This window comes from Psychromonas ingrahamii 37, assembly GCF_000015285.1.
Classification (GTDB): domain Bacteria; phylum Pseudomonadota; class Gammaproteobacteria; order Enterobacterales; family Psychromonadaceae; genus Psychromonas; species Psychromonas ingrahamii.
In genome coordinates, this window is the sequence record NC_008709.1 from 1817497 (window position 1) to 1844012 (window position 26516).

The 26516-nt window shown below is 39.4% G+C and carries 25 protein-coding genes and 3 pseudogenes; 21 read left to right on the forward strand and 7 right to left on the reverse strand.

What is annotated here, in order from left to right:
* Nucleotides 1–68 precede the first annotated feature (68 nt).
* The 3 genes from efpL to PING_RS07755 form a co-directional block, all read right to left on the reverse strand.
* Nucleotides 69–641 (reverse strand): elongation factor P-like protein EfpL, encoded by a 573-nt coding sequence (gene efpL / locus PING_RS07745; protein WP_011769847.1) that lies wholly within the window; start codon nt 639–641, stop codon nt 69–71.
* A 75-nt stretch (nt 642–716) separates the two neighbouring features.
* Nucleotides 717–1046, reverse strand: coding sequence for a TusE/DsrC/DsvC family sulfur relay protein (locus tag PING_RS07750; protein ID WP_041766175.1), 330 nt, complete (start codon nt 1044–1046; stop codon nt 717–719).
* A 98-nt stretch (nt 1047–1144) separates the two neighbouring features.
* Nucleotides 1145–3346: an FUSC family membrane protein gene (locus PING_RS07755; RefSeq protein WP_011769849.1), complete on the reverse strand. Its 2202-nt coding sequence runs from the start codon at nt 3344–3346 to the stop codon at nt 1145–1147.
* Nucleotides 3347–3589: 243 nt separating this feature from the next.
* On the opposite strand from PING_RS07755, the gene folD reads away from it, so the two are divergent.
* Both folD and PING_RS07765 read left to right on the forward strand, forming a co-directional pair.
* A complete protein-coding gene (folD, locus tag PING_RS07760) occupies nt 3590–4447 on the forward strand; it encodes a bifunctional methylenetetrahydrofolate dehydrogenase/methenyltetrahydrofolate cyclohydrolase FolD (RefSeq protein WP_011769850.1) in 858 nt (285 codons plus the stop codon).
* A gap of 613 nt (nt 4448–5060) precedes the next feature.
* Nucleotides 5061–5996 carry a porin gene (locus tag PING_RS07765; protein WP_011769851.1) on the forward strand — a complete coding sequence of 312 codons (936 nt, stop codon included), beginning with the start codon at nt 5061–5063 and terminating at the stop codon, nt 5994–5996.
* Nucleotides 5997–6212: 216 nt separating this feature from the next.
* Here the strand turns inward: PING_RS07765 and PING_RS07770 are convergent, their stop codons facing one another.
* On the reverse strand, nt 6213–7427 hold the full coding sequence (locus PING_RS07770) for a pyridoxal phosphate-dependent aminotransferase (RefSeq protein ID WP_011769852.1): 1215 nt from the start codon (nt 7425–7427) through the stop codon (nt 6213–6215).
* A 184-nt stretch (nt 7428–7611) separates the two neighbouring features.
* On the opposite strand from PING_RS07770, the gene PING_RS07775 reads away from it, so the two are divergent.
* From PING_RS07775 to PING_RS07795, 5 genes and pseudogenes are all read left to right on the forward strand, one after another.
* On the forward strand, nt 7612–8553 hold the full coding sequence (locus PING_RS07775; protein WP_011769853.1) for a LysR family transcriptional regulator: 942 nt from the start codon (nt 7612–7614) through the stop codon (nt 8551–8553).
* Between the two features lie 77 nt (nt 8554–8630).
* The gene (gene moeA / locus PING_RS07780) at nt 8631–9878 is read left to right on the forward strand and encodes a molybdopterin molybdotransferase MoeA (RefSeq protein WP_011769854.1); all 1248 of its coding nucleotides are present in this window, start codon (nt 8631–8633) and stop codon (nt 9876–9878) included.
* Nucleotides 9879–9948: 70 nt separating this feature from the next.
* Complete coding sequence (gene aroG, locus PING_RS07785) at nt 9949–10998, forward strand: 3-deoxy-7-phosphoheptulonate synthase AroG (RefSeq protein ID WP_011769855.1); 1050 nt, start codon at nt 9949–9951, stop codon at nt 10996–10998.
* A 125-nt stretch (nt 10999–11123) separates the two neighbouring features.
* Nucleotides 11124–12497: pseudogene (locus PING_RS07790) on the forward strand (cobyric acid synthase).
* 117 nt (nt 12498–12614) lie between these two features.
* Nucleotides 12615–13346 (forward strand): carbonic anhydrase, encoded by a 732-nt coding sequence (locus tag PING_RS07795; RefSeq protein WP_011769856.1) that lies wholly within the window; start codon nt 12615–12617, stop codon nt 13344–13346.
* Nucleotides 13347–13409: 63 nt separating this feature from the next.
* Here the strand turns inward: PING_RS07795 and pdxH are convergent, their stop codons facing one another.
* Nucleotides 13410–14063, reverse strand: a complete 654-nt coding sequence (gene pdxH / locus PING_RS07800) for a pyridoxamine 5'-phosphate oxidase (RefSeq protein ID WP_011769857.1) — start codon at nt 14061–14063, stop codon at nt 13410–13412.
* A gap of 94 nt (nt 14064–14157) precedes the next feature.
* Here pdxH and PING_RS07805 point away from each other — a divergent pair, with 94 nt between their 5' ends.
* The 4 genes and pseudogenes from PING_RS07805 to PING_RS21795 all read left to right on the forward strand — a co-directional run.
* On the forward strand, nt 14158–14751 hold the full coding sequence (locus PING_RS07805) for an elongation factor P hydroxylase (protein ID WP_011769858.1): 594 nt from the start codon (nt 14158–14160) through the stop codon (nt 14749–14751).
* Nucleotides 14748–15149, forward strand: coding sequence for an acyl-CoA thioesterase (locus tag PING_RS07810; RefSeq protein WP_011769859.1), 402 nt, complete (start codon nt 14748–14750; stop codon nt 15147–15149). Before PING_RS07805 ends, PING_RS07810 begins: the two co-directional genes overlap by 4 nt.
* Before the next feature lie 253 nt (nt 15150–15402).
* A pseudogene (locus tag PING_RS21315) lies at nt 15403–15831 on the forward strand (malate:quinone oxidoreductase); the annotation flags it as partial.
* Nucleotides 15832–16021: 190 nt separating this feature from the next.
* A pseudogene (locus PING_RS21795) lies at nt 16022–16168 on the forward strand (malate:quinone oxidoreductase); the annotation flags it as partial.
* A gap of 265 nt (nt 16169–16433) precedes the next feature.
* Here the strand turns inward: PING_RS21795 and PING_RS07820 are convergent.
* Nucleotides 16434–17405: an IS30 family transposase gene (locus PING_RS07820; protein WP_041766180.1), complete on the reverse strand. Its 972-nt coding sequence runs from the start codon at nt 17403–17405 to the stop codon at nt 16434–16436.
* A 241-nt stretch (nt 17406–17646) separates the two neighbouring features.
* On the opposite strand from PING_RS07820, the gene PING_RS07825 reads away from it, so the two are divergent.
* The 7 genes from PING_RS07825 to PING_RS07850 all read left to right on the forward strand — a co-directional run bounded on the left by PING_RS07825 (nt 17647) and on the right by PING_RS07850 (nt 22977).
* Nucleotides 17647–18183, forward strand: a complete 537-nt coding sequence (locus tag PING_RS07825; protein WP_011769861.1) for a hypothetical protein — start codon at nt 17647–17649, stop codon at nt 18181–18183.
* Nucleotides 18184–18477: 294 nt separating this feature from the next.
* Entirely contained in the window at nt 18478–18654 is a 177-nt protein-coding gene (locus tag PING_RS20900) for a hypothetical protein (protein ID WP_011769862.1), read from the forward strand.
* 338 nt (nt 18655–18992) lie between these two features.
* Nucleotides 18993–19445, forward strand: coding sequence for a GAF domain-containing protein (locus tag PING_RS07830; protein WP_011769863.1), 453 nt, complete (start codon nt 18993–18995; stop codon nt 19443–19445).
* A 265-nt stretch (nt 19446–19710) separates the two neighbouring features.
* On the forward strand, nt 19711–20349 hold the full coding sequence (udk, locus tag PING_RS07835; protein WP_011769864.1) for a uridine kinase: 639 nt from the start codon (nt 19711–19713) through the stop codon (nt 20347–20349).
* Nucleotides 20350–20466: 117 nt separating this feature from the next.
* The gene (locus tag PING_RS07840; RefSeq protein ID WP_011769865.1) at nt 20467–21171 is read left to right on the forward strand and encodes a DUF3581 domain-containing protein; all 705 of its coding nucleotides are present in this window, start codon (nt 20467–20469) and stop codon (nt 21169–21171) included.
* A 253-nt stretch (nt 21172–21424) separates the two neighbouring features.
* Nucleotides 21425–21937 (forward strand): phosphatase PAP2 family protein, encoded by a 513-nt coding sequence (locus PING_RS07845; RefSeq protein ID WP_198134751.1) that lies wholly within the window; start codon nt 21425–21427, stop codon nt 21935–21937.
* The gene (locus tag PING_RS07850) at nt 21934–22977 is read left to right on the forward strand and encodes an MJ1255/VC2487 family glycosyltransferase (RefSeq protein WP_011769867.1); all 1044 of its coding nucleotides are present in this window, start codon (nt 21934–21936) and stop codon (nt 22975–22977) included. Before PING_RS07845 ends, PING_RS07850 begins: the two co-directional genes overlap by 4 nt.
* A 78-nt stretch (nt 22978–23055) precedes the next feature.
* On the opposite strand, the gene fabR is transcribed toward PING_RS07850, so the two are convergent.
* Nucleotides 23056–23664, reverse strand: a complete 609-nt coding sequence (fabR, locus tag PING_RS07855; RefSeq protein ID WP_011769868.1) for an HTH-type transcriptional repressor FabR — start codon at nt 23662–23664, stop codon at nt 23056–23058.
* 217 nt (nt 23665–23881) lie between these two features.
* Here fabR and PING_RS07860 point away from each other — a divergent pair, with 217 nt between their 5' ends.
* The 3 genes from PING_RS07860 (at nt 23882) to PING_RS07870 (ending at nt 26481) form a co-directional block, all read left to right on the forward strand.
* A complete protein-coding gene (locus tag PING_RS07860) occupies nt 23882–25000 on the forward strand; it encodes a fatty acid desaturase (RefSeq protein ID WP_011769869.1) in 1119 nt (372 codons plus the stop codon).
* A gap of 292 nt (nt 25001–25292) precedes the next feature.
* Nucleotides 25293–25874, forward strand: a complete 582-nt coding sequence (locus PING_RS07865) for a tetratricopeptide repeat protein (RefSeq protein ID WP_011769870.1) — start codon at nt 25293–25295, stop codon at nt 25872–25874.
* Between the two features lie 334 nt (nt 25875–26208).
* Nucleotides 26209–26481, forward strand: a complete 273-nt coding sequence (locus tag PING_RS07870; protein WP_011769871.1) for a hypothetical protein — start codon at nt 26209–26211, stop codon at nt 26479–26481.
* The last annotated feature ends 35 nt before the right edge of the window (nt 26482–26516 follow it).

The window sequence follows — 26516 nt, forward strand, 5'->3', positions numbered from 1 at the left end:
GGGAGCCAATTTACTGGCTCCCCCCTTTTTAATGTTTATTGTTTTTATTGTTTTTATTGTTTCAATTGTTATTTATCAGCACGACCCATAAATTTATGTTCAGCCGTGTTCACTTTAATTTTATCGCCCGTAGAAATATGCTCTGGTACTTGCACTGTCAGGCCTGTTGAGAGTATTGCGGGTTTGGTACGTGCTGTTGCCGACCCACCTTTAATAGAGGGAGATGTTTCTACTATTTCCAGTTCGACACTCGAAGGCAGTTCCAGCGCGACGGGCGCGCCGTCAACTAAAACCACCTGAAGACCTTGAGTATCTTCATTAATCAATAGTATTTCATCCGCTATGCTGTCTTTATCGAGGTTATACGGCGTGTAATCTTCGTTATCCATAAACACATACTGTTCACCATCAATATAAGAAAACATAACATTGCGGCGGACTAAATCAGCTAACGGCAGCATCTCGTTATCTTTGAATGTTTGATCAATTTTTGAGCCTGAAACTACGTCGTACATACGCATGCGGTATAAACTACCGCCAGCACGGCCCTGTGGCACAGAGCGTTCAATATCTCTAATAATATAAACATTGTTGTTGTATTCAATTGCGGTATTTTTTTTAATGTCGCTTGCCTTTGGCATGGGTTAATCCTTATTAATAATGATTGTTGTTTGTTAAGTTTGATTAAATCTAAAATAGTTATTCTCTACTACCCATTAAATGCAGCGGGCGGGTTTTGGTAATCCGGCGATTTTAGTGGCTTGTTTAGCCGGTCCTTTAGGGAAAAGACGGTATAAATAACGACTGCTTATCTTTTCTTTTCCATATTCTTTTTCCATCGCTTTAACCAGCGTGCGCATCGCAGGTGAGGTATTATACTCGAGATAAAAATCACGAACAAAAAAAATGACTTGCCAGTGCTGATCAGTCATTTTCAGTGATTCTGACTGGGCAATAAAAGCCGCTAGTTCCCGGGTCCATAAGCTTGTATCCAGCAAGTAACCTTGCGCATCTGTTGGGTATTCTTGCCCATTAAATAACAAAATTTTTATCCTTTTTCTCTCGAAAATATCCTATAAAATGGAGTTTACCTGTTGTAAAAGCCCTTGTATATCCTCTATGGTTAAACATAATCCAGATATTTTTAGCCTTGATTTTTACCGTCAAAATTAATCTGTTGCAGAATCAATTGAATGTCTATCGCGGCAAATGCAATTAAACGCAATTGCTCAATAATTAATAATGTTTCGCCAGAAAAAGGGGGATCAAAATTTTCCAGTTCTTCAATCGTTTTAACAATTTGTTTCGTATCAATCTGTTGAGGGTGGCAAGCTAAAAATAGTTGTTTGCTGGTACGGTTGATTAAGTTTTGTATTTTAATGTTTTTTTCAAAATCACTGATCTTATGGCGGTGAGAGGCGAGTGCCGCGATATAAGAAACCAGTGCATCACAACGATTGACCAGAGCATAAACTTCTTGGTTTAACTGTTGTTTTGAGTGAGGTTCAAACAACATACTTTGCCAGGCGTTGGCCAATAGCGCATCACTTTGAAAGGTGTTAAAACGTGTTATCCGGTAATTTAAGTTTTCACTTCGACCATGTTGGTACTGATCCGTTACCTGTTTGAAGTAACGACCACTTAAGGTTAAAAGTTGGTTAACTAAGATTGGGAAGCGCTGGAACTGCCAATCAGGAAAGATAAAACTGGTTGCCAGTACGCTTAATAAACAGCCTAACAGAGTCTCGCCGATGCGATAGGGTAAAACTTCCATCCCCGTGCCGTTTAATAAATTGAAGACAAATATCACAAAGATGGTGATAAAGACAATCGATAAACCATAGTTAGTACGCACATAGGTAAAAAAGAAAAAAGCCATTAATACCAGTAAGATAACTTGCGGTATTATTGTTCCTTCAACTAAGATTAAGATTGGGTAACCTAATAGGACGCCAAATAGTGTGCCTATACTGCGTAATACCAATCGCTTGCGTGTTTCACTGAAACTGGGTTGGCAAACAAATACCACCGTCAGCAAAATCCAGAAACCGTGGTTAAGTTGTAAACTGTTCTGCAAAACAAACGCGACTAATAAAGCGATACTGATTCTAAGCGCATGTTTAAAAGTAGGGTTTTTTGCCGTCATGGCTGCCAGCAGTTGCTTGTAAGCTTTCTGTGTTGGCTGAGATTCGGCTTCGATCGGCACGATGACTATTTCATTTTGCTCAGTTTGCTGCGTTTGTAACAATAATGTATTTATGCCATCTAAATTTTCATAAATACCCTGCAGCCCCTGCAGTGCTTTTTTATTATCAATAACCGCCTGGTTTTGCTTGAGCAGAGATAATTGATCCGCTAGGGCGTTAAGGGTCCATTTTAAGCGGCGACTGTGCAGATAGTTTTTTTTATCGGAGATAGCTACCCCCATTTGATAATATTCTTCACCTAATTGTAAGAAAAGCTGATGGTAACCTTCTAATATTTGACTTTCCCGGAAGATTTTTTCCAATTGGCTATATAAATACTGACTTGCGCTCATACGTTCATGAATTTGTTCTGCAACAAAATAGTAATAATTAAGTTTATCAAGCTCAGGTTGTTGCTGGTTGAACTTAAAACGAGATTGAATAATACGTTTGCATTGATCAAAGCGAGCCATAATGGCGATGTTGCGGATTGCTAATTGTTGACGTACGGCAAATATTCCGGCTTTGCTGCTGCCCTCTTTTTCGTTAAATAGAGCAGATTTTTTCTCCTGATAACGGCTCAATGCGAAGAACAGTTGTGCCAGTTGATCCCTTAAGGAGCGATAAGGACTACAAAAATTCCAGATTAGAGAAAACAGGCCGTACCATAATGCCCCGAGGCTTAAGAGAATGGATTGCTCATACCAGATGATGTCGGCCTGATAACCTATCATGGTATAAATGGCGATTAAAATAGTACCAAACCCAACTCTATTGTAATGGTTGCCTAATATGGCAAGCATCATAAAAGCAAAACTTGAGGTAAATAAACCCAGGGCAAAAGCAACCGGATAGGGCATTAATAATTGCACGCAGGAAGAGGAAATAAAAAAGCACAATACGATGGTAAAAAGAAATTTCCGCCTATTTCGATCATTATCATCGGTTTCAACAATGGCACTGGCCATTACCCCTAAACACAGGGAAACTGAAATATGCAGACTATTTTGTGTAAAAAAAGGGATTGAATCTAGCACAAGTACCGGGATAAATGCCATCGACATAGCAATTAATACGCGTAACCCGGCATGCACATTTGAGTCTGATATTAGCTTACGTAATAAGCCGTTAAAATTGAATATTGAATTTGACGGTTGCATAGATCTCTATCTGGTAAATAAAGCGACTAAGAGGTACTGACAAAGGATCTTACCGATAAGATCCTAAATAGAAAAGATATTATCTGAAATAAAAAAAATAACCCCAAATTACTTGAAGTTGTAGGAATCTACATCTTTAAATAGTTTGGCTATATAATGAAACTGGTCAGGATTTATGTGACATCATTCGATTGTTTTGCGACAATACGTCGATATTAAACATTATAAATAGAGAATTGTTCAATGACTGCACAAATCATAGATGGTAAGGCAATTGCAACCACGATTACAGAACGAGTTGCAAAAGGGGTTAAGCTCCGAATAGCCAATGGATTACGTGCTCCGGGGCTGGCCGTTATTTTGGTGGGAGGGGATCCTGCATCGCAAATATATGTTGGCAGCAAACGTCGTACCTGTGAAGCAGTGGGCATTCACTCAAAGGCCTTTGATCTTCCTGAAACAACCACTCAAGATGAATTATTGGCATTAATTGATAAGCTTAATGACGATCCCGATATTGATGGAATACTGGTGCAGTTTCCATTACCCGACGGCTTTGATCAAACATCGGTGATTGAACGCATTAAGCCTGATAAAGATGTTGATGGCTTTCATCCCTATAATGTCGGGCGGCTAGCACAACGTATCCCATTGCTGCGCTCTTGCACACCGCGCGGTATTATCAGTATGTTGGAATATATTGGTACTGAGTTTCACGGTAAACATGCTGTTGTCGTCGGCGCATCTAACATTGTGGGGCGGCCGATGACATTGGAACTATTACTAGCCGGTTGTACAACAACCACTTGCCATCGTTTTACCACGGATCTGGCACATTATGTAAAACAGGCTGATATATTGGTCGTAGCACGCGGTAAAGCTAATTTTATTCCGGGCGAGTGGATTAAAAAAGGCGCCACTGTATTAGATGTGGGCATCAACCGTTTGGAAGATGGCAGTCTTGCTGGTGATGTTGACTTTGCTGGCGCGAAAGAGCGTGCCGCATGGATTTCTCCTGTCCCTGGCGGAGTTGGACCGATGACGGTTGCAACCCTGATCGAAAATACGCTGTTTGCCTGTAATGAATTTCACAGCCAATAAAAAATGAAAATTTGCTAACGAGTGTTGTACCAAAAAAATCACCAGCATCGTTAGCAACTGCCCAGATCACCCATTATTAACCGTTATTATTACCTTCAGCACTCTTGCCCTTAGCTCAACCCTGCAGATTAAAAATCAACTTTTTTAAATCTTAATAGTTAGCCACTGATTAATCACGGCTTTCTTCTATTTATTTTGTATATTATAAAATATTTATCTTTAAGCAAAGTAATAAAGAGCTGTGCTCTTTTCTTTAAATGTGATCTGCATCTCTTTTTGGGTATTATTAATCAGCAGAGCTGTAAACATAAAAGCTGAAAAATCGCCAGTGGCAGTGATTAAAATTGATCGTTAATTATTTTTAATATTTTATTTACCTATTGATTTAATTGATTTTTTTAATTATTTTCAGAGTATTTTATTTTTTTATATAAGGATAAAAAAGCTAAGATTACAGCGTGTTACATAAACTGGAAAAAGTTCAATTCTTTATTGCAAAATGATTAAAGCTTGCTAATGTTATGTCGTGCAGTGCAGATATGCTGTTAAATAAAATTTTTATTGTATCTATAAGTGTTTAATAAAAAAACAAACCTAAAACAAGGAAATAAAAATGAAAAAAGCAATTTTACCAGCAATGATCGCTGCCCTATTAGCCACTTCTGCGCAAGCTGCGACTGTATATGATGCAGACGGTACAACAGCAGATGTTTATGGCCGTATGCAGTTTGATATTAAAGACGACGGTACTGACTCAGACGGCGTTGGCTCTGCGCGTATGGGCTTTAAAGCAGTATCGTTTATTAATTCTCACGTTGATGCGATGGCACGCGGTGAATGGCAGATTGCAGCTGAAAATTCTAAGGGCAGCCAATTTACAGCACGTCATTTGTATGCTGGTTTTCAAGGTGAAGAAATGGGGTCATTAGTTTTTGGTCAAACGGATACTGCATTCTACCAAGTGGTTGGCGTGACTGATATGTTTAACACTTATGGTTACAATGTAATTGATGGTATTTATCGTGGCCGTCAAGAAGGGCAGATTATCTATTCGGGTGAGTTTTCCGGTTTTTCAGTTGGCGCTTCTTACCAGTTCCAAGATAAATCTAAAGCACTTGACAATAGCTTAGCTTTAGCTTTAGGTTATCAGATACAAGATGTTGCACTTAAGGCCGGTTACAGTGTAGAGCAGTATGTTACAGCTGAAGACAAGAAAAACTATGGTCTTTCAGCGACCTATACAATGAATGATCTATATCTTGCTGCTGTTTATGCAGAATCTAAGCAAGATGGCGTTGCTGACTTCCAAGGTTATGACCTTTTTGCAAGTTATAACGTTGTTGCTGCGACGACAGTGTATGGCGGTTATGGCTTCAAAGAAAATACGGTCACAAACACAGATACTGTTGATGAAGTTACTCTAGGCGCACAATATGACTTTAATGCGCAGCTAAAAACGTGGATTGAATACCAAGCAGATATGGTCAGTGCGACAACTGCTGACAAACACGATGACGCTGTAACAGTTGCTTTACAATACAATTTCTAAGCCGAATTAACTTAAACTTAAACTTAAACTTAAGTTAATGGTTGTTAAGACTTTTAAATCCGATCCTTTGATCGGATTTTTTATGCCTGAAGGTTTTTATGTTTGAAGATTTTTTATGTATAAAGATAAGGACAATTAGCAGATATAAATTATTGAATAAAATCTAAAATAGCGACTGTTTGTCACCATTTTAGACTTTATTGATTCATTTTAACTCTACTGGCGATAACTTTGCAGAAAACGGCCTATTTTCGAGATAGCAGTACTGAGTTCATCAACACGCGGCAAACAAACAATACGGAAGTGATCCGGTGAGTGCCAGTTAAAGCCCGTCCCCTGTACAATTAATATTTTTTCTTCCATCAACAGATCCATGGCAAACCGCTGATCGTCTTTAATGTTAAATTTCTTTTGATCCAGTTTAGGGAAAAGGTATAAAGCGCCCTTAGGTTTAGTACAGCTTAACCCGGGAATATCATTAATTAACTTCCATGCACTTTGAGTTTGTTCATATAAACGTCCGCCTGGGACGGTTAACTCATTAATACTTTGATACCCGCCAAGGGAAGTTTGGATAGCATGCTGCATCGGCACATTGGCGCATAAACGCATACTGGCGAGCATCTCTAATCCATTAATATAATCACGCGCTTGCTTTTTTGCGCCGCTTATCATCATCCAACCGACGCGAAAACCGCAAACCCGATAGGCTTTAGATAGTCCATCAAAGGTCACAATTAAAATATCGTCAGCGAGGGTTGCGAGTGGAATATGCACCGCATCATCGTAAATTATTTTCGAATAGATTTCGTCGGAAAAGACAATTAAATTGTGGATACGGGCAAGCTCTATAATCTGCTCTAATAACTCCCTGCTGTAAACCGCGCCGGTGGGATTATTGGGATTGATAATAACAATCCCTTTGGTTTTGACGGTTATTTTAGATTTAATATCCTCGATATCGGGAAACCAATCTGACTGTTCATCACAAATATAATGGACCGCTTTCCCGCCGGATAAATTTGTTGCGGCTGTCCATAGCGGGTAATCCGGTGCAGGTACCAATAGCTCATCACCATTATTTAATAAACCCTGCATCGCCATTACAATTAATTCACTGACTCCGTTGCCAATATAAATATCATGGGTATCAAGTGACAGTAAACCTTTCGCCTGATAATGCTGCATAACCGATTTACGGGCGGAAAAAAGGCCTTTGCTGTCACAATACCCCTGACTTTGCGGCAGGTTTTTTATCACATCCATCATCACTTCTTCAGGTGCATCAAAGCCAAATTGGGCAGGATTACCGATATTTAGTTTTAAAATACGCTGTCCTTCTTCCTCCAATTTATGCGCTTGTTTAAGGACGGGTCCGCGAATGTCATAACAGACATTATCTAATTTAGTGGACTTTTGAATGGTATACATGAGCACCTCTTAATGCATAAATTTTGGTAAGTAAAGAAAAGTTATTTTTTACTGTCAAACGTACCTGATATTGAAGACGCTGTGAAGCAAATAACAAAGACAATGCAGTATTCACGCTTTTATTATGAATTTTTTTCAAGTATTGTTGTAATAATTGTAATTTTCTTTGAAATGGGCTTTCGCTGTGATTGAAATCAAACACTTAAAAACCCTGACAACATTAAACGCGACAGGCAGTTTAATTGACACTGCCCGTCAATTGCACCTGACTCAATCGGCAATATCACATCAGCTAAAAGAGTTAGAAGGGCGGCTTAATTGCGCTTTATTTATCCGTAAATCCAGACCGATTCGTTTTACGGTTTCCGGTTTGCGTTTATTAGATTTAGCCGAGCAGGTCTTACCGCAAATTAATAATGCCGAAAGAGATGTTGCGCGTTTTTGTTCAGGGAATGCCGGTCGTTTACATATGGCTATTGAGTGCCACTCCTGTTTTCAGTGGTTGATGCCGGCGATTGATAAATTTCGTGATAGTTGGCCAGAGGTGGAGTTAGATTTTTGCAGTGGTTTTAGTTTTTTACCTTTACCCGCCTTAAAACGGGGAAATTTAGATCTTGTTGTGACCTCGGATCCGCAACCGATTGAAGGAATTAGTTACATTCCTCTGTTTCGTTATCAGCCGATGCTGGCCTTAAGTCGCCATCATAGATTGGCGCATAAAAATTATATTGAAGCTGAGGATCTGAGTCAGGAAACTTTAATCACTTACCCCGTCGAGAAAGAACGTTTAGATATTTTTAACCTGTTTTTAACCCCTGAGGGGGTATCACCTGCAAAAATTCGTCATGCTGATCTGACCCTGATGATGTTGCAGTTAGTTGCCAGCGGCAGAGGCGTGGCGGGATTACCTAACTGGGCTTTATTTGAATATCTGCAAAAAGATTATGTGGTTGCGCGGCGTTTAGGTAAAGAAGGAATATGGAATACCTTGTATGCCGCAGTGCGCGAAGAGCAACAGGGTATGGCCTATTTACAGGATTTTATTAAAACGGCAATAACCTGTTGTTTTAAAGATCTAAAAGGGATCAAAGTTGCGGATTGTGAGCAGCCCTCATTTACAAAATAAACAGGTTATAAATTATTTAAAATGATCCTGAATGTCGTTATAAGTGATTATTATTATTAATACAATGGAGTGAAAAAATGGGATGTTGTGACGTACAAGGATTAATGCCTTTTGAGCTGGCATTGGATAAAATGCAGGCCGCATTAGGCAATGTTTGTCAGGAAATTTCGCAGCCCTTATCACAGGCATTGGGTTACGCATTAGCGCAGGAGATAAAATCACCTTTAAATGTCCCCTCTTTTAATAATTCGGCAATGGATGGATATGCCGTCAATCGTGCTGATTTAATTAACTGCTCAGCAGATCAGCCAGTCACATTAAAGCAGGTTGGTCAGTCTTTTGCCGGTGCCCCTTATCGCGGTCAGCTAGGGCCAGGTGATTGTATTCGTATTATGACTGGGGCAGTTATGCCCGATAGTGTTGACAGCGTCGTCATGCAGGAGCGCACCACAGTCAAAGATGGCTTAATTAGTTTTACTCAATGCCCTAAACTGGGCGACAATGTCCGCCTAGCGGGCGAAGATATCAAACTTGGCCAACGGGTGCTTTGCCAAGGTCATAAATTAACTCCCCGAGATATCCCCTTAATTGCCTCGCTGGGATTCGCTGAGATCCCTGTTTTTAGCAAACTTAAAGTCGCGGTTATCTCTTCCGGTGACGAACTTAAGAACGTCGGCGAAACACTGGCAGAAGGTGATATTTATGACAGTAATCGTTATGGCATTATCGCGCTGTTATCCCGTCTGAATGTTGATATTATTGATTTTGGTATTGTCAAAGATGATAAAAACCAGCTCCGTGAGGCATTTATCAACGCTGACCAGCAAGCCGATGTGGTCATTAGCAGCGGAGGTGTTTCGGTGGGGGAAGCGGATTTTATTAAAGATATTTTATTTGAATTAGGCAGCATAAATTTTTGGAAATTAGCCCTTAAACCGGGTAAACCTTTTGCTTTTGGGAAATTACCATCGAGTGTATTTTTCGGCTTGCCAGGTAATCCCGTTTCCGCTATGGTAACTCTTTACCAGCTTGCTGTACCGGCGATGGCGACCTTAAGTGGTTTAAATCCTCAGCCTGCCATTCGTTTTAGCGCGATTGCGCAAGAAAAGTTTAAAAAATCCCCCGGACGAACTGATTTTCAACGTGCAATATACTCTGTTAATGACAATGGAACGTTAGTTGTACAATCAACTGGCCAGCAAGGTTCGGGCGTCTTTAGTTCAATGAGCCAATCAAATTGTTTTATTGTACTGGAGCAGGATCGCGGTGATGTTAGTGCGGGTGAAAGCGTTATTATTGAGCCGTACAATGCTTTGATGGACTAAACCGCAGCACATTATTATACAAAAAATACACTTAACTTTTAAGCACAAAAAGTGCGCTATGGGAACTGCAATGATTAATACCGATGATATACATATTAAGGCGATAAAAGAGCTATTACCACCTATTGCATTATTAGAAAAATTTCCGAGAACAGCCGCAATCAGCGCAACCGTTAGCAATTCACGCGCAGCTATTCATAATATTTTAACTGATCAGGATGATCGTGTTTTAGTAATTATTGGTCCATGTTCAATTCATGATACCAAAGCTGCCCTTGAGTACGCACATAAATTGGCACCGTTGCGTGAAAAATATAAAGGTTCATTAGAAATTGTGATGCGTGTTTATTTTGAGAAACCACGTACTACGGTCGGTTGGAAAGGGCTGATTAATGATCCGGAATTAAAGGGCACCTTTAATATCAATAAAGGATTACGTACAGCACGTAAATTATTATTAGATATTAACCAGATGGGGCTACCGGCTGCCACTGAATTTTTAGATATGATAACCCCGCAATATGTTGCAGATTTAATGACTTGGGGCGCAATTGGTGCGCGTACCACTGAATCACAGGTTCACCGTGAATTAGCATCAGGCCTCTCATGCCCGGTTGGATTCAAGAATGGCACCGACGGTACTATAAAAGTAGCCGTTGACGCTATCGGTGCGGCTAATGCTTCTCATCACTTTCTGTCGGTCAATAAATTTGGTCACAGTGCTATTGTTGAAACCAAAGGTAATCCCGATTGCCATATTATTTTACGTGGTGGTAAAACACCAAATTATAGTGCCCAGGATGTTGCTGTAGTTAAAGAAAATCTGCAAAAATCAGGTTTAGCACAAAAAATAATGATTGATTTTAGCCATGGAAATTCAGAGAAAAAATTCGAAAATCAACTGAAAGTTTGCACTAATGTGAGTGAACAAATTGCCGCTGGTGATAAAGCGATTTCTGGTGTTATGGTTGAAAGTCATCTTGTAGAAGGTCGTCAAGACTTAATCGAGGGTGTCTGTGAAACCTACGGTCAAAGTATTACCGATGCTTGTATCGGTTGGGCGGATACAGAGAAATTATTAGCTCAGCTTGCCGAGGCAGTTATTACCCGTCGTGGTTAATAGCATTTTAGGTTAACGGCTCCATTAAGCACTGTTTAGGCAGTGCTTTTTTTTATTCAAAATCTACATATCAGTACAATATGAAGACTAAAAAGTAACAAATCCTTAATAAAAAGAAACCTATTATGATTTTGGGTTGTACCAGTGATGCCGGTAAATCGCTTATTGTAACGGCGATTTGCCGCCTGCTGGCTAATCGTGGGGTAAAGGTTGCCCCTTTTAAAGCGCAGAATATGAGTAACAATGCGGCCGTTACAGAAGAGGGGTTAGAGATGGGCCGTGCGCAATATCTGCAGGCACTGGCTGCCAAAGCAACCCCCAGCGTATTAATGAATCCTGTTTTATTAAAACCCAGTGCAGAGACCTTTAGTCAGGTGATGGTTAATGGGATAGTCAATAATAAAATCAGCAAATTACCCTGTATGGGCCGTAAATCCCTGCTCTGGAAAGAGGTGCAATATGCACTGCAGAGATTACAGGATGATTATGAGCAGGTGATTATTGAAGGGGCAGGCAGTCCCGCTGAAATTAATTTGAGGGCGGGCGATATTGTTAATATGTCCGTTGCGCTTGAATGCCAGGCAGACGTTTATTTGGTATCAGATATTGACCGTGGTGGATCTTTTGCGCACCTGCTTGGCACTTGGGCTTGTCTGGTGCACGAGGAGCAGAAGTTAATTAAAGGATTTGTGCTTAATAAGTTTCGTGGTGATCCACTTTTGCTGGGTAATGCGATGGACTGGTTAGAAGAAAAAACCGGCATTCCTACGGTTGCAAATTTACCCTATTATCGTCACCAACTGCCAGAAGAGGATAGTTTCAAACTGGGAAGTCAATGGCAACGTGGTAAAATCAATATTGCCCTTATTTATTACCCTTATGCTGCTAATCTGGATGAGTTTGATCCGCTATTATATGAGGACGATATTAATCTGGTGCCCGTTCATCAAAATATGGATTTAACCCTTTTTGATGCATTGATTTTACCGGGCAGCAAAAATAGTGGTGCCAGTTTGACATTTTTAAACACCACTGGTCTTGATAAAAGCATTCAGCAGTTCTAAACGACGGGGAAATTGATTCTGGGAATTTGCGGCGGATTACAGATTCTTGGAAACACTATTTTAGATCCTTTTCATATTGAAGATGGAGATAAGCAAGGCTTAGGGTTGATCGATTTGCAAACTGAGATTTGCGGGGATAAATCGACTCAACAAAGAACCCTTAATTGGCTTGGAAAGCGTATTAAAGGTTATGAAATACACCATGGTAAAACTAGCACCTATGCTGCGCTTGATCATTTTATCACGGCGCATACCGGCTGGCAGCAGGCTAATGTTTATACTACTTATGTTCATGGTTTATTTGAAAATAAAGTTTTTTATAATTGGTTTATGAAAAAAATTGGAGGACTCGAAAATGGCTTTGAATGGGCAGAACATCTGGATAATGAACTGGATAAATTAGCGGATATGTTTGCCCAACATGGATGGTTATAGGTAACGCCGTCAGCTCATAGCCATCAGCCGTCAGCTTTCGAACTTCGAGTTTTGAATTTTCGCGCTTTAGGGCATTATAGAGCTCCACATTATATTGTTAACATCATGGGATATATTATGAAAAAATCGATTGTATTTTCTTGTTTACTTATTAGCTCTGCAGCAGTCTTGGCATCTGCTGATGTTCATTGGGAATATTCTGGTGAACACGGTCCTGAACATTGGGCTAAATTGAGCCCTGACAACTTTGCCTGCAGCGCATCAAATCAATCACCGGTTAACCTAACGGGTTTTATTGAAGCGGATCTTAGGCCGATCAAATTTAATTATAAAGCAGGCGGCAGCGAAATCTTAAATAATGGTCATACCGTCCAAATTAACTATCAATCGGGCAGTAGCATCAATATCGATGCTACTGAGTTTGCATTATTACAGGTGCATTTTCATGCGCCAAGTGAAAATCATATTGAGGGAAAATCCTATCCATTAGAAGCGCATTTAGTGCATGCAGATAAAGCCGGAAACCTTGCTGTTGTCGCGGTGATGTATGAACAGAAAGATAAAAATTTAGCTTTTGCAGATGCGTGGCAGCAGATGCCAAAGCATGCTGGTGATAAGCAGCAATTAAACCGACTCTTTAATATTGATAGTATTTTGCCCACCAACCGGGACTATTACCGTTTTAGTGGATCGTTAACCACTCCGCCATGCTCTGAAGGTGTCCGCTGGTTGGTTTTAAAAGAGAGTGTACCGGTATCTGAAGAGCAAGTTAAGGCGTTTGCAGCAGCCTTAACCGGACCAAATAATCGTTATATTCAAGCGACCAATGCGCGTATTATTTTAAAATAATGCGGCAGATATGGGAAAATCTGTCGGCTGTCGGCTGTCGGCTGTTAGCTGTCGGCTTTAGGTTTAAGGGTTTAGGCGTTTCACTGTCCAGTTTTTTTCCGTCGGTTGATAGACAAATCTGTCATGCAAACGATCCGCTTTGCCCTGCCAAAACTCGATGCTTTCAGGGATAACCCGATAGCCCCCCCAAAATTCGGGTAATGGAATTTCTTTTCCGGCAAATTTTTCTTCAAAATATTTTACTCTTTCTACTAAGGTCTGCCGATCATTAAGCTCCTGGCTTTGATGTGAGGCCCAGGCACCAATGCGGCTGCCCCGGCCACGACTTTGAAAATAGGCATTTGATTGCGCAGTGCTGATCCGCTCAACTCTCCCCTCAATACGTACTTGACGTTGCAGTATATTCCAGTGAAATAAGAGTGCTGCAAATGGGTTGGCCTCGAGATCATGGGCTTTACGACTATCATAATTGGTGAAAAAAACAAAACCTTTAGAATCGACTTCTTTTAATAATACCATGCGGGAAGAGGGGCGTCCTTCCGGCGTACAAGTTGAAATGGACATAGATTCAGGCAGGATAATACCGGTATCTTGCGCTTTTTTTAACCAGTTATTAAAAAATAAAATGGGGTCATTGGTTTCTTTTAATGCTTCATTTTCGATTAATACACCTTGACCTAGGGTGAAAGCACAACGAATTTTACTGATAAATGACATAATATCTTCTTATTTAAATTGAAATTTAAAGGGTATACCCAAGCTGCCTCCTGAGTGTATAATTTGTTACAAATTTTGTCGAATAATTCAACCTATGCTATTGAGAAATGTTGTGCCAGTTTTATTTAATTATCAAGATCTCATCACGCTCTTTAATGACACCTTTAGCGATAAGTTTAATACCGAATTAATAGCGGGTGAAGATGAGCCTGTCTACTTACCGGCAGACACCCAAAACAGGCAGCACAGAATCGAGTTTGCACATTGTTTTTATGCCAGTGCATTGCATGAAATCGCGCACTGGTTAGTGGCAGGTGAGCAGCGCCGCTTATTGGTTGATTATGGCTATTGGTATGAACCCGATGGCCGTGATGCCAAACTTCAAGCAGAATTTGAAAAAGTTGAGATAACACCACAGGCAATCGAATGGGTATTGGCGGCAAGTTGTGGTTTTAAATTTGATGTCAGCGTGGATAATCTCAGTGGCGTTAGCATTGACCGATTAAGTTTTAAACATAACGTACATCATAGGGTGATGAATTATTTACAAAATGGGTTGTCTGAGCGGGCTATGTTGCTTATTAACGCCTGTCAGGATTTCTATCATACCCCGGTTTTATCACCTGAATTGTTTAACTATCAGGGACTAGAGACTGCAGATGCAAATAATATTGGAACCCGCTTATGAATAAAACTTATCATCATCCGGTGCAGATTTATTACGAAGATACTGACCATTCGGGGGTGGTGTATCACCCTAATTTTCTGAAGTATTTTGAACGGGCCCGTGAGCATGTGATTGATAGCAATCGGCTGGATAAATTATGGCGTGAGAATGGGCTTGGTTTTGCAGTCTATAAAGCCAACATGACCTTTCAAGACGGGGTTGAATTTGCTGAAATTTGCGATATTCGCACAACCTACCAAATTGATGGCAAGTATAAAACCTTATGGAGACAAGAGGTGTGGCGACCTGGCGCGACTAAAGCGGCTGTTATTGGTGATATTGAAATGGTTTGTTTGGATAAGAACAAACGTTTACAACCCCTACCAGAAAGTATTTTAAAGACGCTGCTTGGTGAATAATATTAAATTTCATCGGATTTATTATTGTGGCATAAAAACCTGATTTTCGACTATGACAATACAAGCTTTTAATCTTCTTTCAATATAGCATGGAGACACAGAGGCTATTTGAACGACATAGGATTAGCATATTAGCAATATTTGAAACTAAAAAACATGACCAATGCATACACAATAATTGAAAAAGATGTAGATATACTGTTAGTGGGGGCGGGTATTATGAGTTCGACCTTAGGTCCTTTTATTAAAACAGTTAGACCTTAGTCTGAGAATAGCTATGATCGAGCATCTACGCGATGTAGCGACTGAAAGCTGTGATGGTTGGAATAATGCCGGGATGGGACACGCCGCTTATTGCGAACTGAATTATACACCGGAAATGAGTGATGGCAGCATTGATACCAGAAAAGCATTTTTTATCAATACCGCTTTTGAAGAGTCGTTACCGTTTTAGTCTTATTTAGTTGATCAAAAAGTATTACCCAGTCCGACGCACTTTATTAATCAGGCACCCGATCATAGTTTTGTGAGTGGCGATAAGGACGTAGAGTTCTTGCGTAAACGTTATGAAAAATTAAGTGCCCACCCTTTATTTTCTGCGATGCAATACAGTGAAGATCCCGACGTTTTGATAAATGGATGCCATTGGTTATGCAGGGCCGGGATTCGGATAAGAAGGTAGCTGCTACCAGAGTGCGTTACGCCTCCGATGTCATTTCGGTGCATTAACACGTGACATGCTGACCGGCCTGCAGGAAATGGGCGATTTTGAAGTGCTGGTGCAGCACCGTGTTACCCATATTGAAAAGCAAAAAGATAATCGCTGTTATTAAAGTAAGGGCTACAAATAAAACCAGGAGGGCTCTTTACCGCTATTACAGGCATCAGGCATTGCTGAGGGGCATGGCTATGGCGGTTTCGCTATCAGTGGGCAATGGTTGGTCAGTACTGTTCCTGAAGTGGTTGAAAAACATCATACCAAAATGATAAATGATGCGCTGCGCTTTGATAAAACGTAGATTTAGAGTAGCCAGATCATCATTTATTATTGTACTGATACCTGTATCCTGGATTATATAATTAGGGAATGGATGTTTTTAAGTTCCTTTTCCATCCTGTGTGGTAGCCGAGTGCTTAGCAGATGCGCTGAATATCATGCTAACAATAAGATGAAAAACGCTATTCCAATTAATATTAACTTTTGAGTATTACTTTGATTACTCATGCAAACATTACTGATTGCTTTTTAGCATGCGGCAGATTCAACTTTGAAGTGCATAACCACTAAGCGGCTATAGCCACTCTATGTTCAGCCATTAATTTGGCTGGCGTTTTGTAATTTATTTTTTTTCTTGGTCTATCATTGAGTTTGACTATTACATCTTGAACTTCTGATTGCGATACTTTTTTGAAGTCTGTTGATTTCGGCCAATATTGTCGTAATAGACCATTGGTGTTTTCATTCAATCCTCGTTGCCACGAACAATAAGGATCTGCAAAATACACATCACATTTCAAACTCTCAGTCATTTCTTCATGATAAGCAAATTCTTTACCATTATCCGCAGTGATCGTTATTACGGAATCTTCAAACGGTTTTAACAAAGCAATGGTCGCTGCTGTGACTGTTTTCGCTGATTTGTCATCTACACGTGTCGACACCGTAAAGCTAGTTTTCCGCTCTACAATAGTGACCAACGCGCCACTGTGTCCTTTGCCAATAACCAGGTCGATTTCCCAATCACCCATTCTGCTTTTATCATCAACAACTTGTGGGCGCTCATCAATACTTATGCGGTTCTTTATAAACCCTCTACCTGCTTGCTTATCTTTATTGCGTGTTTGGTAAATTTTTCCTTTCCTACGTAATTTTTTGAATAAGTTACCGCCACTTTTTTTATCTGACCAAACATGCTGATAAATGGTTTCATGGCTAATATTGATGCTTTGTTGCTCTCTAAGCCTGCCTGATATCTGCTCTGGACTCCATTTTTCTTTAATTCTGGAGTCAATTAACTCAATGAGACTTGTTGTCATTTTAATGGCTTTACAAGCGGCTAATCGACGCTTATCTGATGATATTTGAGCTTGCTGAATACGATAACCACGCTTACCTGTATTACGGGACAACTCCCTGCTAATCGTTGAGTGGCTAACACTTAGTTGCTTTGCTATTTTATTTTGACTCAAACCTGTTTTCTTTAAGGCATAAATCTGGCATCGTTGTTCGTAGGTCAGTTGGTTATATGTTTTCATTGTTGCATCTCTTGCCGGAGAAAAAGCGATTAGCATATAGTCAGCTGACCGTTTTTTCTACCTATTCAAGTTATGCACTTATTATTTGAATCGAAGTGCTATTTTGTCGTGCCAGCAGATCAACAACGCGACAACATAGTAGGCAATGCTTGACGTGCTTGTGGGGGGTGAATAAGATGGAATATTAACGGTTAAATTAATAAGCAGCTTTAGCCATGTAAAATAACAGAAAGTGAAAGTGATGAAAAAAGATAAAGTTCTTTCCCCAATCAAACAGATGCAACAAGATGTAAAAAACGGTGGCAGTAAATACAAGGCATTTGCCCGATACCAAGCTGCTGGTGGACAGCCTGAGCCAGGATCAATGGCATTAGCGATGATTCCCGATAAAGCGGCCGTTAAGCAATATCGCTGGATGAATACGTTAATTTTGCTTATGTATTGGCTGCCTGTCGGTGCTTTATATGCGGCTGGTGCCTTTATGCAAGGAAACTTCTATTTAGGGCATCTGCTGGTACCGATGATTGTGACTTATTTTGTGTTAAAAAAAAGCGCAATCAGTTACTATTTTTTTATCTATCTGAGTGCAAAAGTCATCTACGAGGCTTTTAACTCAAGCTCTGATAATAACTTGTTTTTGTCATTCGTGACTGTCTATTGCTCTTTATTGATTGTTCTGACTATTAAGACCAAATTAAAATTATTTCCATACCAGAGTTTTTTCCAGCAGAAGAAAAAACCAGACGGCACCTTTTTTTTCACATCGGAACCGAAATAGAGGAAAAAATAACCAATCCAATCGGATGGTCTATATGAGAATGGAAATAGATGGCGTTGGTTTAGTTAGCATAAAATGTTGTCGTTGATAACAATAGCCAAATCACTTAAAGAGGAAGATTCTGCCTTTTTAAGAAGCAGCTTGGCTATCTATCTGCCATCAAAATTACAGTTTAAGGCATTTAATATCACCCTCCTTTAAAATACAAAAGTTTCACAAAGAAATTGTATTTACCCTATTTTTTGGCAATTCTAGACTAGAATTATAAGTGGATAATAGGAAAAGGAGAAAGTTATGCACTTTCACAATGCTGCCGGTCAGGTGATGAGGCTTGCTGATAATTTAACACTGAAAGAACTACATGATATGGGGATAGAGCTTACCATTTCAGAAAAAGTTGATCCTAACCATGAACTTTGGTTGTCAGATGAAGATATAGATGCACTCGACACTGAAAAAAAAGATGCTTAATTTCTTCGTGTCGTTAAATCCTCCGCTTAATACCCGGAGATTTTTTTGCTTTTTTTAACCTTTAATATTAATTTATATCTATTCCGATAGCCTTCTGCTGCATTGATAGTCAGCACTAAAAATTGATGCTGGTAACAGCCCTCCATTTTACCAATACAGTGCTGAATCGATTTGACAATCTTTACTATGAACAGGGAAAAGAATCTTCAGATCAGCGGTGCAGCTATTTGCAACAGCAAACCGCTCGTGTATTATCGCGATCATTACTCTGTTTTGGGCATCAGTTCAAGGCTTTGTTGATAGCACACATTCATTCCCCCAACCCATAAAGATAAAATATGACATTTAAAGATTATAAATTATTAAGCCAACAAGCCGTTGCATTAATTGCAGATGAAACGGATTTAACTGCAAACCTTGCGAATCTCAGTGCATTACTCAATATGAACTTGGATAATATTAATTGGGTCGGGTTTTACTTGTTAAAGGATAACCAATTAGTTTTAGGTCCTTTTCAAGGCCAGCCCGCCTGTATTCGTATTCCCTTAAATACAGGCGTGTGTGGAAAAGCATTTTCTACCAATACGATTCAAAGAGTGGCCGATGTGCAGCAATTTGTAGGACATATTGCCTGTGATGCAAACAGCCAATCTGAAATAGTTTTACCTATCAGTCTACAAGGAGCACCTGCGCTGCTATTAGATATAGATAGCCCGATTAAAAACAGGTTCACACAAAACGATCAAGATGGACTAGCCTACTTGGTTGAACAGATACAACAGCACCTGTGATTTTGATCTTGCAGGGGAAGCAGTAGCACTGTTTTTGGTGTTATTGGTACAATAAACAATGATCAATGTTGTTAGAATGCTTTGATTTAGAATGACCAGAACATCAGCCTTCTGCCTGGAATATCATCATTTATCGTCTTGTTGATTCCTGCATCTTTAAGTAATTTGGGTATATACCTTAATCTTATCTGGTGTTGTTCTTTCTCAGGTATAAAATGTCGCCCCTGTTTGTTGTTTTTTATTTACTGATGTGAGGTTTATTAAGTTGGATTCAAAAAATTGTGTTGTTATTGCAATCGCAGGCGCTTCTGCATCGGGCAAAAGTTTAATCGCAAATACTATATATCAAGAGTTATGTGAAGAATTAGGGACCAATCAAATAGGGATGATTTCCGAGGATTCTTATTATCGGGATCAAAGCCATCTTGAATTAGAACTGCGTAAGTTGACTAATTATGATCATCCGAAGGCATTTGAGCATGAGTTGTTGTGCTCTCATCTTAAAATGCTAAAAGAGAACTGTTCCGTTAATATCCCTGTTTACAGTTATACCGAGCACACCCGTACGCTAGAATCAGAGACAATGACCTCCAAAAAAGTGATTATTTTAGAAGGTATATTATTACTCAACGATTCAGCTTTACGGGAGCAGATAGATGTCAGTATTTTTATTGATACACCCCTCGATATCTGTCTTATGCGCCGTTTGGTTCGTGATATGGCCGAGCGAGAAAGAACGATGGACTCGGTTTTATTACAATATACAAAAACAGTCCGTCCGATGTTTTTACAGTTTATTGAACCCTCTAAACAGCATGCTGATATTATTGTGCCACGTGGAGGCAAAAACCGGATTGCGAAGGATCTTCTCAAAACAAGAATAAAGTACCTATTGGGCAAATAAATACGCCGCTATTTAAGGTGATATTTTCCAGAACGGTTTAACTGACAGATTAAGTGCTTTTATCGGCATTATTTCTCCATTTTTTATTTTAACCAACCTTTTATCTAAGAGAACATAATGTTATTAGAATCTTATTACACTAAATATGAGAATATAGTGCGTATTACTGCTGAGCAGGCAAGCGACTTCGCAAAACAGCAATGCCATGATTTCAACCCGCTTCATGATCCTGATAATAAGCGTTTCTGCGTACCGGGTGACCTTTTATTTGCTTTGGCTTTATATGAATATGGGGTCAGTGAGTCGATGAGTTTTACTTTTACTAATATGGTGGGTGCGAACATGGGTATCATTTTTCCGGAAGCAGACAGTGAGCATATTATTATCACTAATGAGCAGGGGAAAAGTGTGTTAGAAATTAAAAAAGACGGCAATACCAGCCATGATCCCGTATTAATCGAATCTTTAATCAAAAATTATGTGGTTTTTTCAGGGCAAAATTTTCCCACGCTGTTGATGCCTTTAATGAAAAAGCATAATGTAATGTTCAATCCTGCTCGCCCGTTAGTTATGTACAACAGTATGAGCCTTGAGTTTGAATCTTTATCACTGAATAATCCACTGCATGTAGAACTATCTGATGCTTATTTTGAAGTAGAGCCAAAGCGCGCAGATAGTTTTCTTAATTTTGATATTTTTGACGGGCAGAAAGTGATTGGCAAAGGTATCAAAAAGCTTATTGTTGCCGGTTTAAAACCCTATGATCATGAACGTATTAGCGCTTTCTCACTGGCTTATGAAAGCAGACGTTCTGCATTTTAATTATTTTCAGGCATTCGCCTAGAAAAATCAAAAAATTATAATTAATTTTTTAATTGCAATTTGTGCACTATCTATAATAATCACTTTATTTTAAAATAAAACTTGACTTAAAAAACAGTATCTTAGCCAGTATTTAATAAAATCCCCCTGTTTTCACATTAGCTAATCTCATCTTTGATGATTAGCTGCAGGGGGATTTTTCCTTCTTGTCATCGAATAGTCATAATAAATCTTTACAGTGTTTAACATGACTATGTTTAATAATATTTATCAATACGATCTAAAGCTATTAATGTGGTGTAGAAAAAGCAGTACATCCCACCATTTTATTAGTCTGGTTCGGATCACATCAAAAAGCGGTGATGGTTATTTACAACTGTTACTGCCCGCTATCTATTGGCTGATGACAACGCAATTTTACAATCACTTTCTTATCTTAACAATATTGACTTTTATGCTGGAGCGGCTTCTGTATTTTATCTTAAAACATACGTTATGCAGACGCCGACCACCACAAGTTATCCCTGATTTCAAAAGCATAATAGAAGCTTCAGATCAATTTAGTTTCCCGTCAGGTCACACGATGGCAGCATTTACTTTAGCTGGGCTTTTTACATTTTACTTTGGTGTTATCGCTTTGCCACTGTACATATGGGCAATTGCTGTGGCGATATCTCGCGTTATTTTGGGAGTGCATTTTCCAACCGATATTTTAGCGGGTGCACTTATAGGTACAATTTTAGTTTATATAATGGTGGCACTATGAACATACTTTATGGCATTCAAGGTACAGGAAATGGGCACGTGGCGCGAAGCAGGGTAATTGCTAAATATATAGCCGAAAGTGATGCTAAGGTTACCTACTTATTCTCTGGTCGCGACAAAAATCAATATTACGAAATGGAGGTATTTAACGATCACCTGATTCGCGAAGGATTAACTTTTGTTAGTGAAGGCGGGAAAGTTAATTATGTGCAGACCACATTAAAAAATAATTTATGGCAATTTCTTAAAGATGTTTTTTCATTAGATCTTAGCAGCTATGATTTAATCATTACAGACTTTGAGCCGATCACGGCCTGGGCTGCCAAATTAAGAAATAAACCAATTATTGGGCTGGGTCATCAATATGCCTTTGGTCCCAATACACCGCTTGCTGGAGAAAATTGGCTGGCAAAATGGGTGCTAAAAAACTTTGCTCCCGCACCATTCGGCATTGGTTTACATTGGCATCCATATCAAGAAAATATATTACCACCGATTATTGACATTAATTTATCCCGTAAAATCACCCAAAATTTTATTATGGTGTATTTACCTTTTGAAGATCAATCAGAGGTGACTGATTTATTAAATACATTTAGCGATTATAATTTTATTCTTTACTCTCCACAGCTAACTGAAATACAGCATGGAAATGTACTATGGCAAAAGACCTGTTATCAAGGTTTTACTAATAATTTGACCCAAACCCGAGGCGTTATTTGCAATTCTGGATTTGAATTGATCAGTGAATGTTTACACTTGGGCATTCCAATATTAGTAAAACCAATTCATGGACAAATGGAACAGCTTTCCAACGCCCTTGCACTTAAACAATTACAGCTCGCAGATGTAATGCATCATTTAGATGAAGATTTAATCGGCAATTGGTTAGAGATGTTAGATGATGATATTCAACATAAACCTCAATTAATTCCTAATGTGGCAAAAGAAATTGTTGCTTTGATCATGGCAAAAAATTGGGAAAAAACAAATGAGTTGAGCGAAACCCTGTGGAAAACGCCTATATTTCAAGCACGTTGATTTACCAACCTGTTGATCTTTCGATACTGTCACAGCCCGCAGGCTCGAAGGCTCGAAGCTCGCAACCAGCAGCTCAATCTACCGGGATAAGTTCATCTCTAATGATCCTTTGTCAATCATTTGTAACTGTAAAATAGTACGTTTAGTTAAATCATCCCGTCTTTTTTGGTCAACATCTAAGGCCTCTGCACCCGCACTAAAAACAATGATGATCGTTGCGTTGGCTTGCAGATAAGCCGACTCGGCATTTAACTTGTTAGCTTGCTGTAAATAACCGCAAAGTACCATAGTAAAAGAATCTATTTCACGGCTCAGTGCAGTTCTAAATGCTGTTGAGGCACCGGCTCTTTCCTGTAATAACAAGCGAAAAATATTAGCGTATTGTTCAATGAACTCCATAAAAGTCAACACGGATATTTTTACGGCTGAACCGCCTTTTTTAATGCGCAGTCTGGCTTGAGACCTTAGTTGCTTAAGCACTAAGCCTACTTCGTTAATCAAGATCAAACCAAGCTCTTCCATATCTGAAAAATGACGATAAAATGAGTTTGGTGAGAGTCCTGCCGCTTTAGTCACTTCTCGTAAACTTAAATTTGAAAAACTGCGTTCAGCACTTAATTGAGCGAAAGCTGCATCAATTAACAGACGGCGGGTTTTTTCTTTTTGCTGTGCTCTAATGCTACTCATGACCAGACCTTTTCATAAAAACCGTTATTTATTCCGATAGCATTCCGAAGCGTATGGGTATTCCCAATGTATGACTTTAGCAAGCAATGTGCAGAGATTGAAGTTAAATTTGTGTAAAAAAATACGCTGCGTACCTGAGTATTATGTTAGGATGAATGCAAGGTGTACATCTGTACGCTGAATTTTTCTTTTTTATATTTGCCGAGTTGGAGGCGAAATGAATAAACCCCGTATTCTTTGGCTTAATGTTTTGTTCTTTTTGAGCACTTTTTTATTAGCCGCAATTGCCGTACCTTACCGTGCTATCACGCATGGTTTTGATGCGTCCGAAATTATGTTTGCACTCTTATGTTTTATTTTCTGTGGCATGTCCATTACGGCAGGCTATCATAGATTGTGGTCACACAAAACTTATCAGGCACATTGGAGTTTACGTTTTATTTTTGCCTTAGGCGGTGCATTCGCTTTACAAAACAGCATATTGCATTGGTCATCGGATCATCGAATTCATCATAAGCATGTTGATAATAATGATAAAGATCCCTATTCCGCTAAAATGGGATTTTGGTATTCACACCTTGGCTGGATGCTGCGTGAATATCATCCAACTACTTATGACGACTATAATAACGTGCGAGATTTGCAAAAAGATCCTATCGTAATATGGCAGCATAAGTATTATTTGTTGTTAACACTGCTGCTAAATATTGGCATACCGTTATTTTTTGGTTTTTGGCATGGTGATATCATTAACAGCATCCTATTAGTGGGGTTTTTACGTTTAGTGTTAAGTCACCATACCACTTTCTTTATCAACTCATTAGCGCATATCTGGGGGAAACAAACCTATAGCGATAAAAACAGTGCAAGGGATAATGGTTTTTTGGCCTTTCTTACCTTTGGTGAGGGCTACCATAACTTTCACCATATTTTTGAAAATGATTATCGGAATGGTATCCGTTGGTGGCAATTTGATCCGACTAAATGGTTGATAAAAAGTTGTGAATATCTGGGGCTGACCAGTAAATTACGCATCAGTCCTGAAGATCGGTTGGAAAAAGCTAAATTAGCCATGACCTTAAAGCGCAGTCAACAAAAATTAGCAACATACCCTAATCCGGAAAAAATGCTTGAACGTTTACAATCCGAATATGATCTGCTTATTGTTAAAATAAATGAGTATTATGCCGTACATAAACAATTGTTGTCAGAAAGAAAAAAAGAACTTGTGAATGATGTTGAAAATTCAGAGTTAATAAAAACCTGTCTGGAATTAAAAAAATGTGTAGCAGAGCAGCAACGCAGTTGGAAATTATTAACCGCTAAATTTGTTTAATGACCTTGGGTTCAAAGTATCATTAATATTATTAGAGTAAGCTTATCAATTAAGTGATCGATTCAACCAATCCTCTGACTCTTTGAGGGGGTTGAATCGGGTCACTATCTTCGCTTTGCAGTCACCCGTTCTATCCCCGTCAAGATTGAAATATGTACTAAAATCAATATAAATCCTTGACCAGATTAATTGGGTAAGCAGAGCCACTTAACAAGTGCATAAAGATTAACAAACTTAATTTTGTTTATTATAAATATGTAAGGTCATTAAAAGAAGCTAAGGGGGAAAAATAATGAACAAACCTATTTTTTTTGTGTTGCTTTGTCTGTGTATCTCCTTTGCTGAGAGCGGAGAGCAGGTAAAAATCGATACCCTGTCTGCTGAATATGGCGATGCCGCTTCACAACACAATCTTGGGGTTATGTATATGATGGGGAATGGCATACCCCAAAGCTATCCGCTAGCTTTAAAGTGGTTTAGTAAAGCTGCTAAGCAGGGGCTTGCTAGTGCTCAAGTCAATCTCGGCAGTATGTACAAGGAGTCTCTCGGGGTCACACAAAACAATGCAGAGGCCTTTATATGGTATCAAAAAGCCGCGCTGCAGGGGCATGCGGCTGGTCAAAATAACCTTGCACTGATGTACATGCTCGGTCTTGGTGTAACGCCTAATCCAATTGAGGCGAGCAGATGGTGGCTTAAAGCGGCACAGCAAGGACATGTCAGTGCGCAACTCAGCCTTGGTACACTTTATGAGCTTGGCTTAGGTGTACCAAAAAACAGCGACGAAGCTATAAAATGGTGGCGCAAGGCTGCGATGCAGGGTGATAGCAGTGCCAAAAAGCAACTCAGCAGTGTGGGGGGCGTTACTAAATAAGGCACATTGAGCCAATATATATACCCATGATACTTCAAGATGTAAAGTCAGCAAGGAAAATTGTGCTGAGATGCTAGGCATAAAATTGAAGTATAGTTATTCTACATAGAGATTTTATAACAACGCAGATTGGCACAATTTACCTTGCCCTACGGGGCGCAAGGTCGAAAACCAGCGCTGCGTTGCACCAATCGAAAAGGGAATAACCATTACCTCATGTTGCGTCTTGCTCTGGTCTCCGCCCTTGCGCCTGACAAAGCATTTTGAAGTAACATGGGTATATCCTAAATCAATACCATAATGTAAAAGTAGTCTATAAGAAGGAGGTCGCACAATGGAGTATTTATGGGATCAAGCTCAATTTATCGCACCAGGCTTAATAGTGATGGTAACTAATAGCTTAGGTGATAAATTAGGTACCGAAGCGGTAAATATTAAGACCGGCAGAGTTGAGGTAATGTGCAAGCCCCATCAAGTCACAGTGCAGAACGATGGGGATTGTTTTTGGTTAGCATCGGGAAAAATGCCAAATATTGATATCAGCCAAGATGAAGCTGATTTATTAGCTAAGTTACTGAAGGTTGAAATTGGAATGGGCACTAAATAAATACAGTATGTTAAACAAGATTCTTGCTTGCTGAC

Bases quoted from the DNA above. Each gene is read 5' to 3' on its own strand.
- pdxH (WP_011769857.1), bottom strand. From the start codon at position 14,063: ATGTCATTTATCAGTAAAATTCGTTGTGCTTTCACCCTAGGTCAAGGT.
- folD (WP_011769850.1), top strand. From the start codon at position 3,590: ATGACTGCACAAATCATAGATGGTAAGGCAATTGCAACCACGATTACA.
- PING_RS07765 (WP_011769851.1), top strand. From the start codon at position 5,061: ATGAAAAAAGCAATTTTACCAGCAATGATCGCTGCCCTATTAGCCACT.
- moeA (WP_011769854.1), top strand. From the start codon at position 8,631: ATGGGATGTTGTGACGTACAAGGATTAATGCCTTTTGAGCTGGCATTG.
- PING_RS07850 (WP_011769867.1), top strand. From the start codon at position 21,934: ATGAACATACTTTATGGCATTCAAGGTACAGGAAATGGGCACGTGGCG.
- PING_RS07755 (WP_011769849.1), bottom strand. From the start codon at position 3,346: ATGCAACCGTCAAATTCAATATTCAATTTTAACGGCTTATTACGTAAG.
- PING_RS20900 (WP_011769862.1), top strand. From the start codon at position 18,478: ATGCACTTTCACAATGCTGCCGGTCAGGTGATGAGGCTTGCTGATAAT.
- PING_RS07805 (WP_011769858.1), top strand. From the start codon at position 14,158: ATGCTATTGAGAAATGTTGTGCCAGTTTTATTTAATTATCAAGATCTC.
- aroG (WP_011769855.1), top strand. From the start codon at position 9,949: ATGATTAATACCGATGATATACATATTAAGGCGATAAAAGAGCTATTA.
- PING_RS07825 (WP_011769861.1), top strand. From the start codon at position 17,647: ATGAAAAAAGATAAAGTTCTTTCCCCAATCAAACAGATGCAACAAGAT.
- PING_RS07845 (WP_198134751.1), top strand. From the start codon at position 21,425: ATGTTTAATAATATTTATCAATACGATCTAAAGCTATTAATGTGGTGT.
- PING_RS07860 (WP_011769869.1), top strand. From the start codon at position 23,882: ATGAATAAACCCCGTATTCTTTGGCTTAATGTTTTGTTCTTTTTGAGC.
- PING_RS07865 (WP_011769870.1), top strand. From the start codon at position 25,293: ATGAACAAACCTATTTTTTTTGTGTTGCTTTGTCTGTGTATCTCCTTT.
- PING_RS07770 (WP_011769852.1), bottom strand. From the start codon at position 7,427: ATGTATACCATTCAAAAGTCCACTAAATTAGATAATGTCTGTTATGAC.
- PING_RS07795 (WP_011769856.1), top strand. From the start codon at position 12,615: ATGAAAAAATCGATTGTATTTTCTTGTTTACTTATTAGCTCTGCAGCA.
- PING_RS07810 (WP_011769859.1), top strand. From the start codon at position 14,748: ATGAATAAAACTTATCATCATCCGGTGCAGATTTATTACGAAGATACT.
- fabR (WP_011769868.1), bottom strand. From the start codon at position 23,664: ATGAGTAGCATTAGAGCACAGCAAAAAGAAAAAACCCGCCGTCTGTTA.
- efpL (WP_011769847.1), bottom strand. From the start codon at position 641: ATGCCAAAGGCAAGCGACATTAAAAAAAATACCGCAATTGAATACAAC.
- PING_RS07830 (WP_011769863.1), top strand. From the start codon at position 18,993: ATGACATTTAAAGATTATAAATTATTAAGCCAACAAGCCGTTGCATTA.
- PING_RS07840 (WP_011769865.1), top strand. From the start codon at position 20,467: ATGTTATTAGAATCTTATTACACTAAATATGAGAATATAGTGCGTATT.
- PING_RS07820 (WP_041766180.1), bottom strand. From the start codon at position 17,405: ATGAAAACATATAACCAACTGACCTACGAACAACGATGCCAGATTTAT.
- PING_RS07870 (WP_011769871.1), top strand. From the start codon at position 26,209: ATGGAGTATTTATGGGATCAAGCTCAATTTATCGCACCAGGCTTAATA.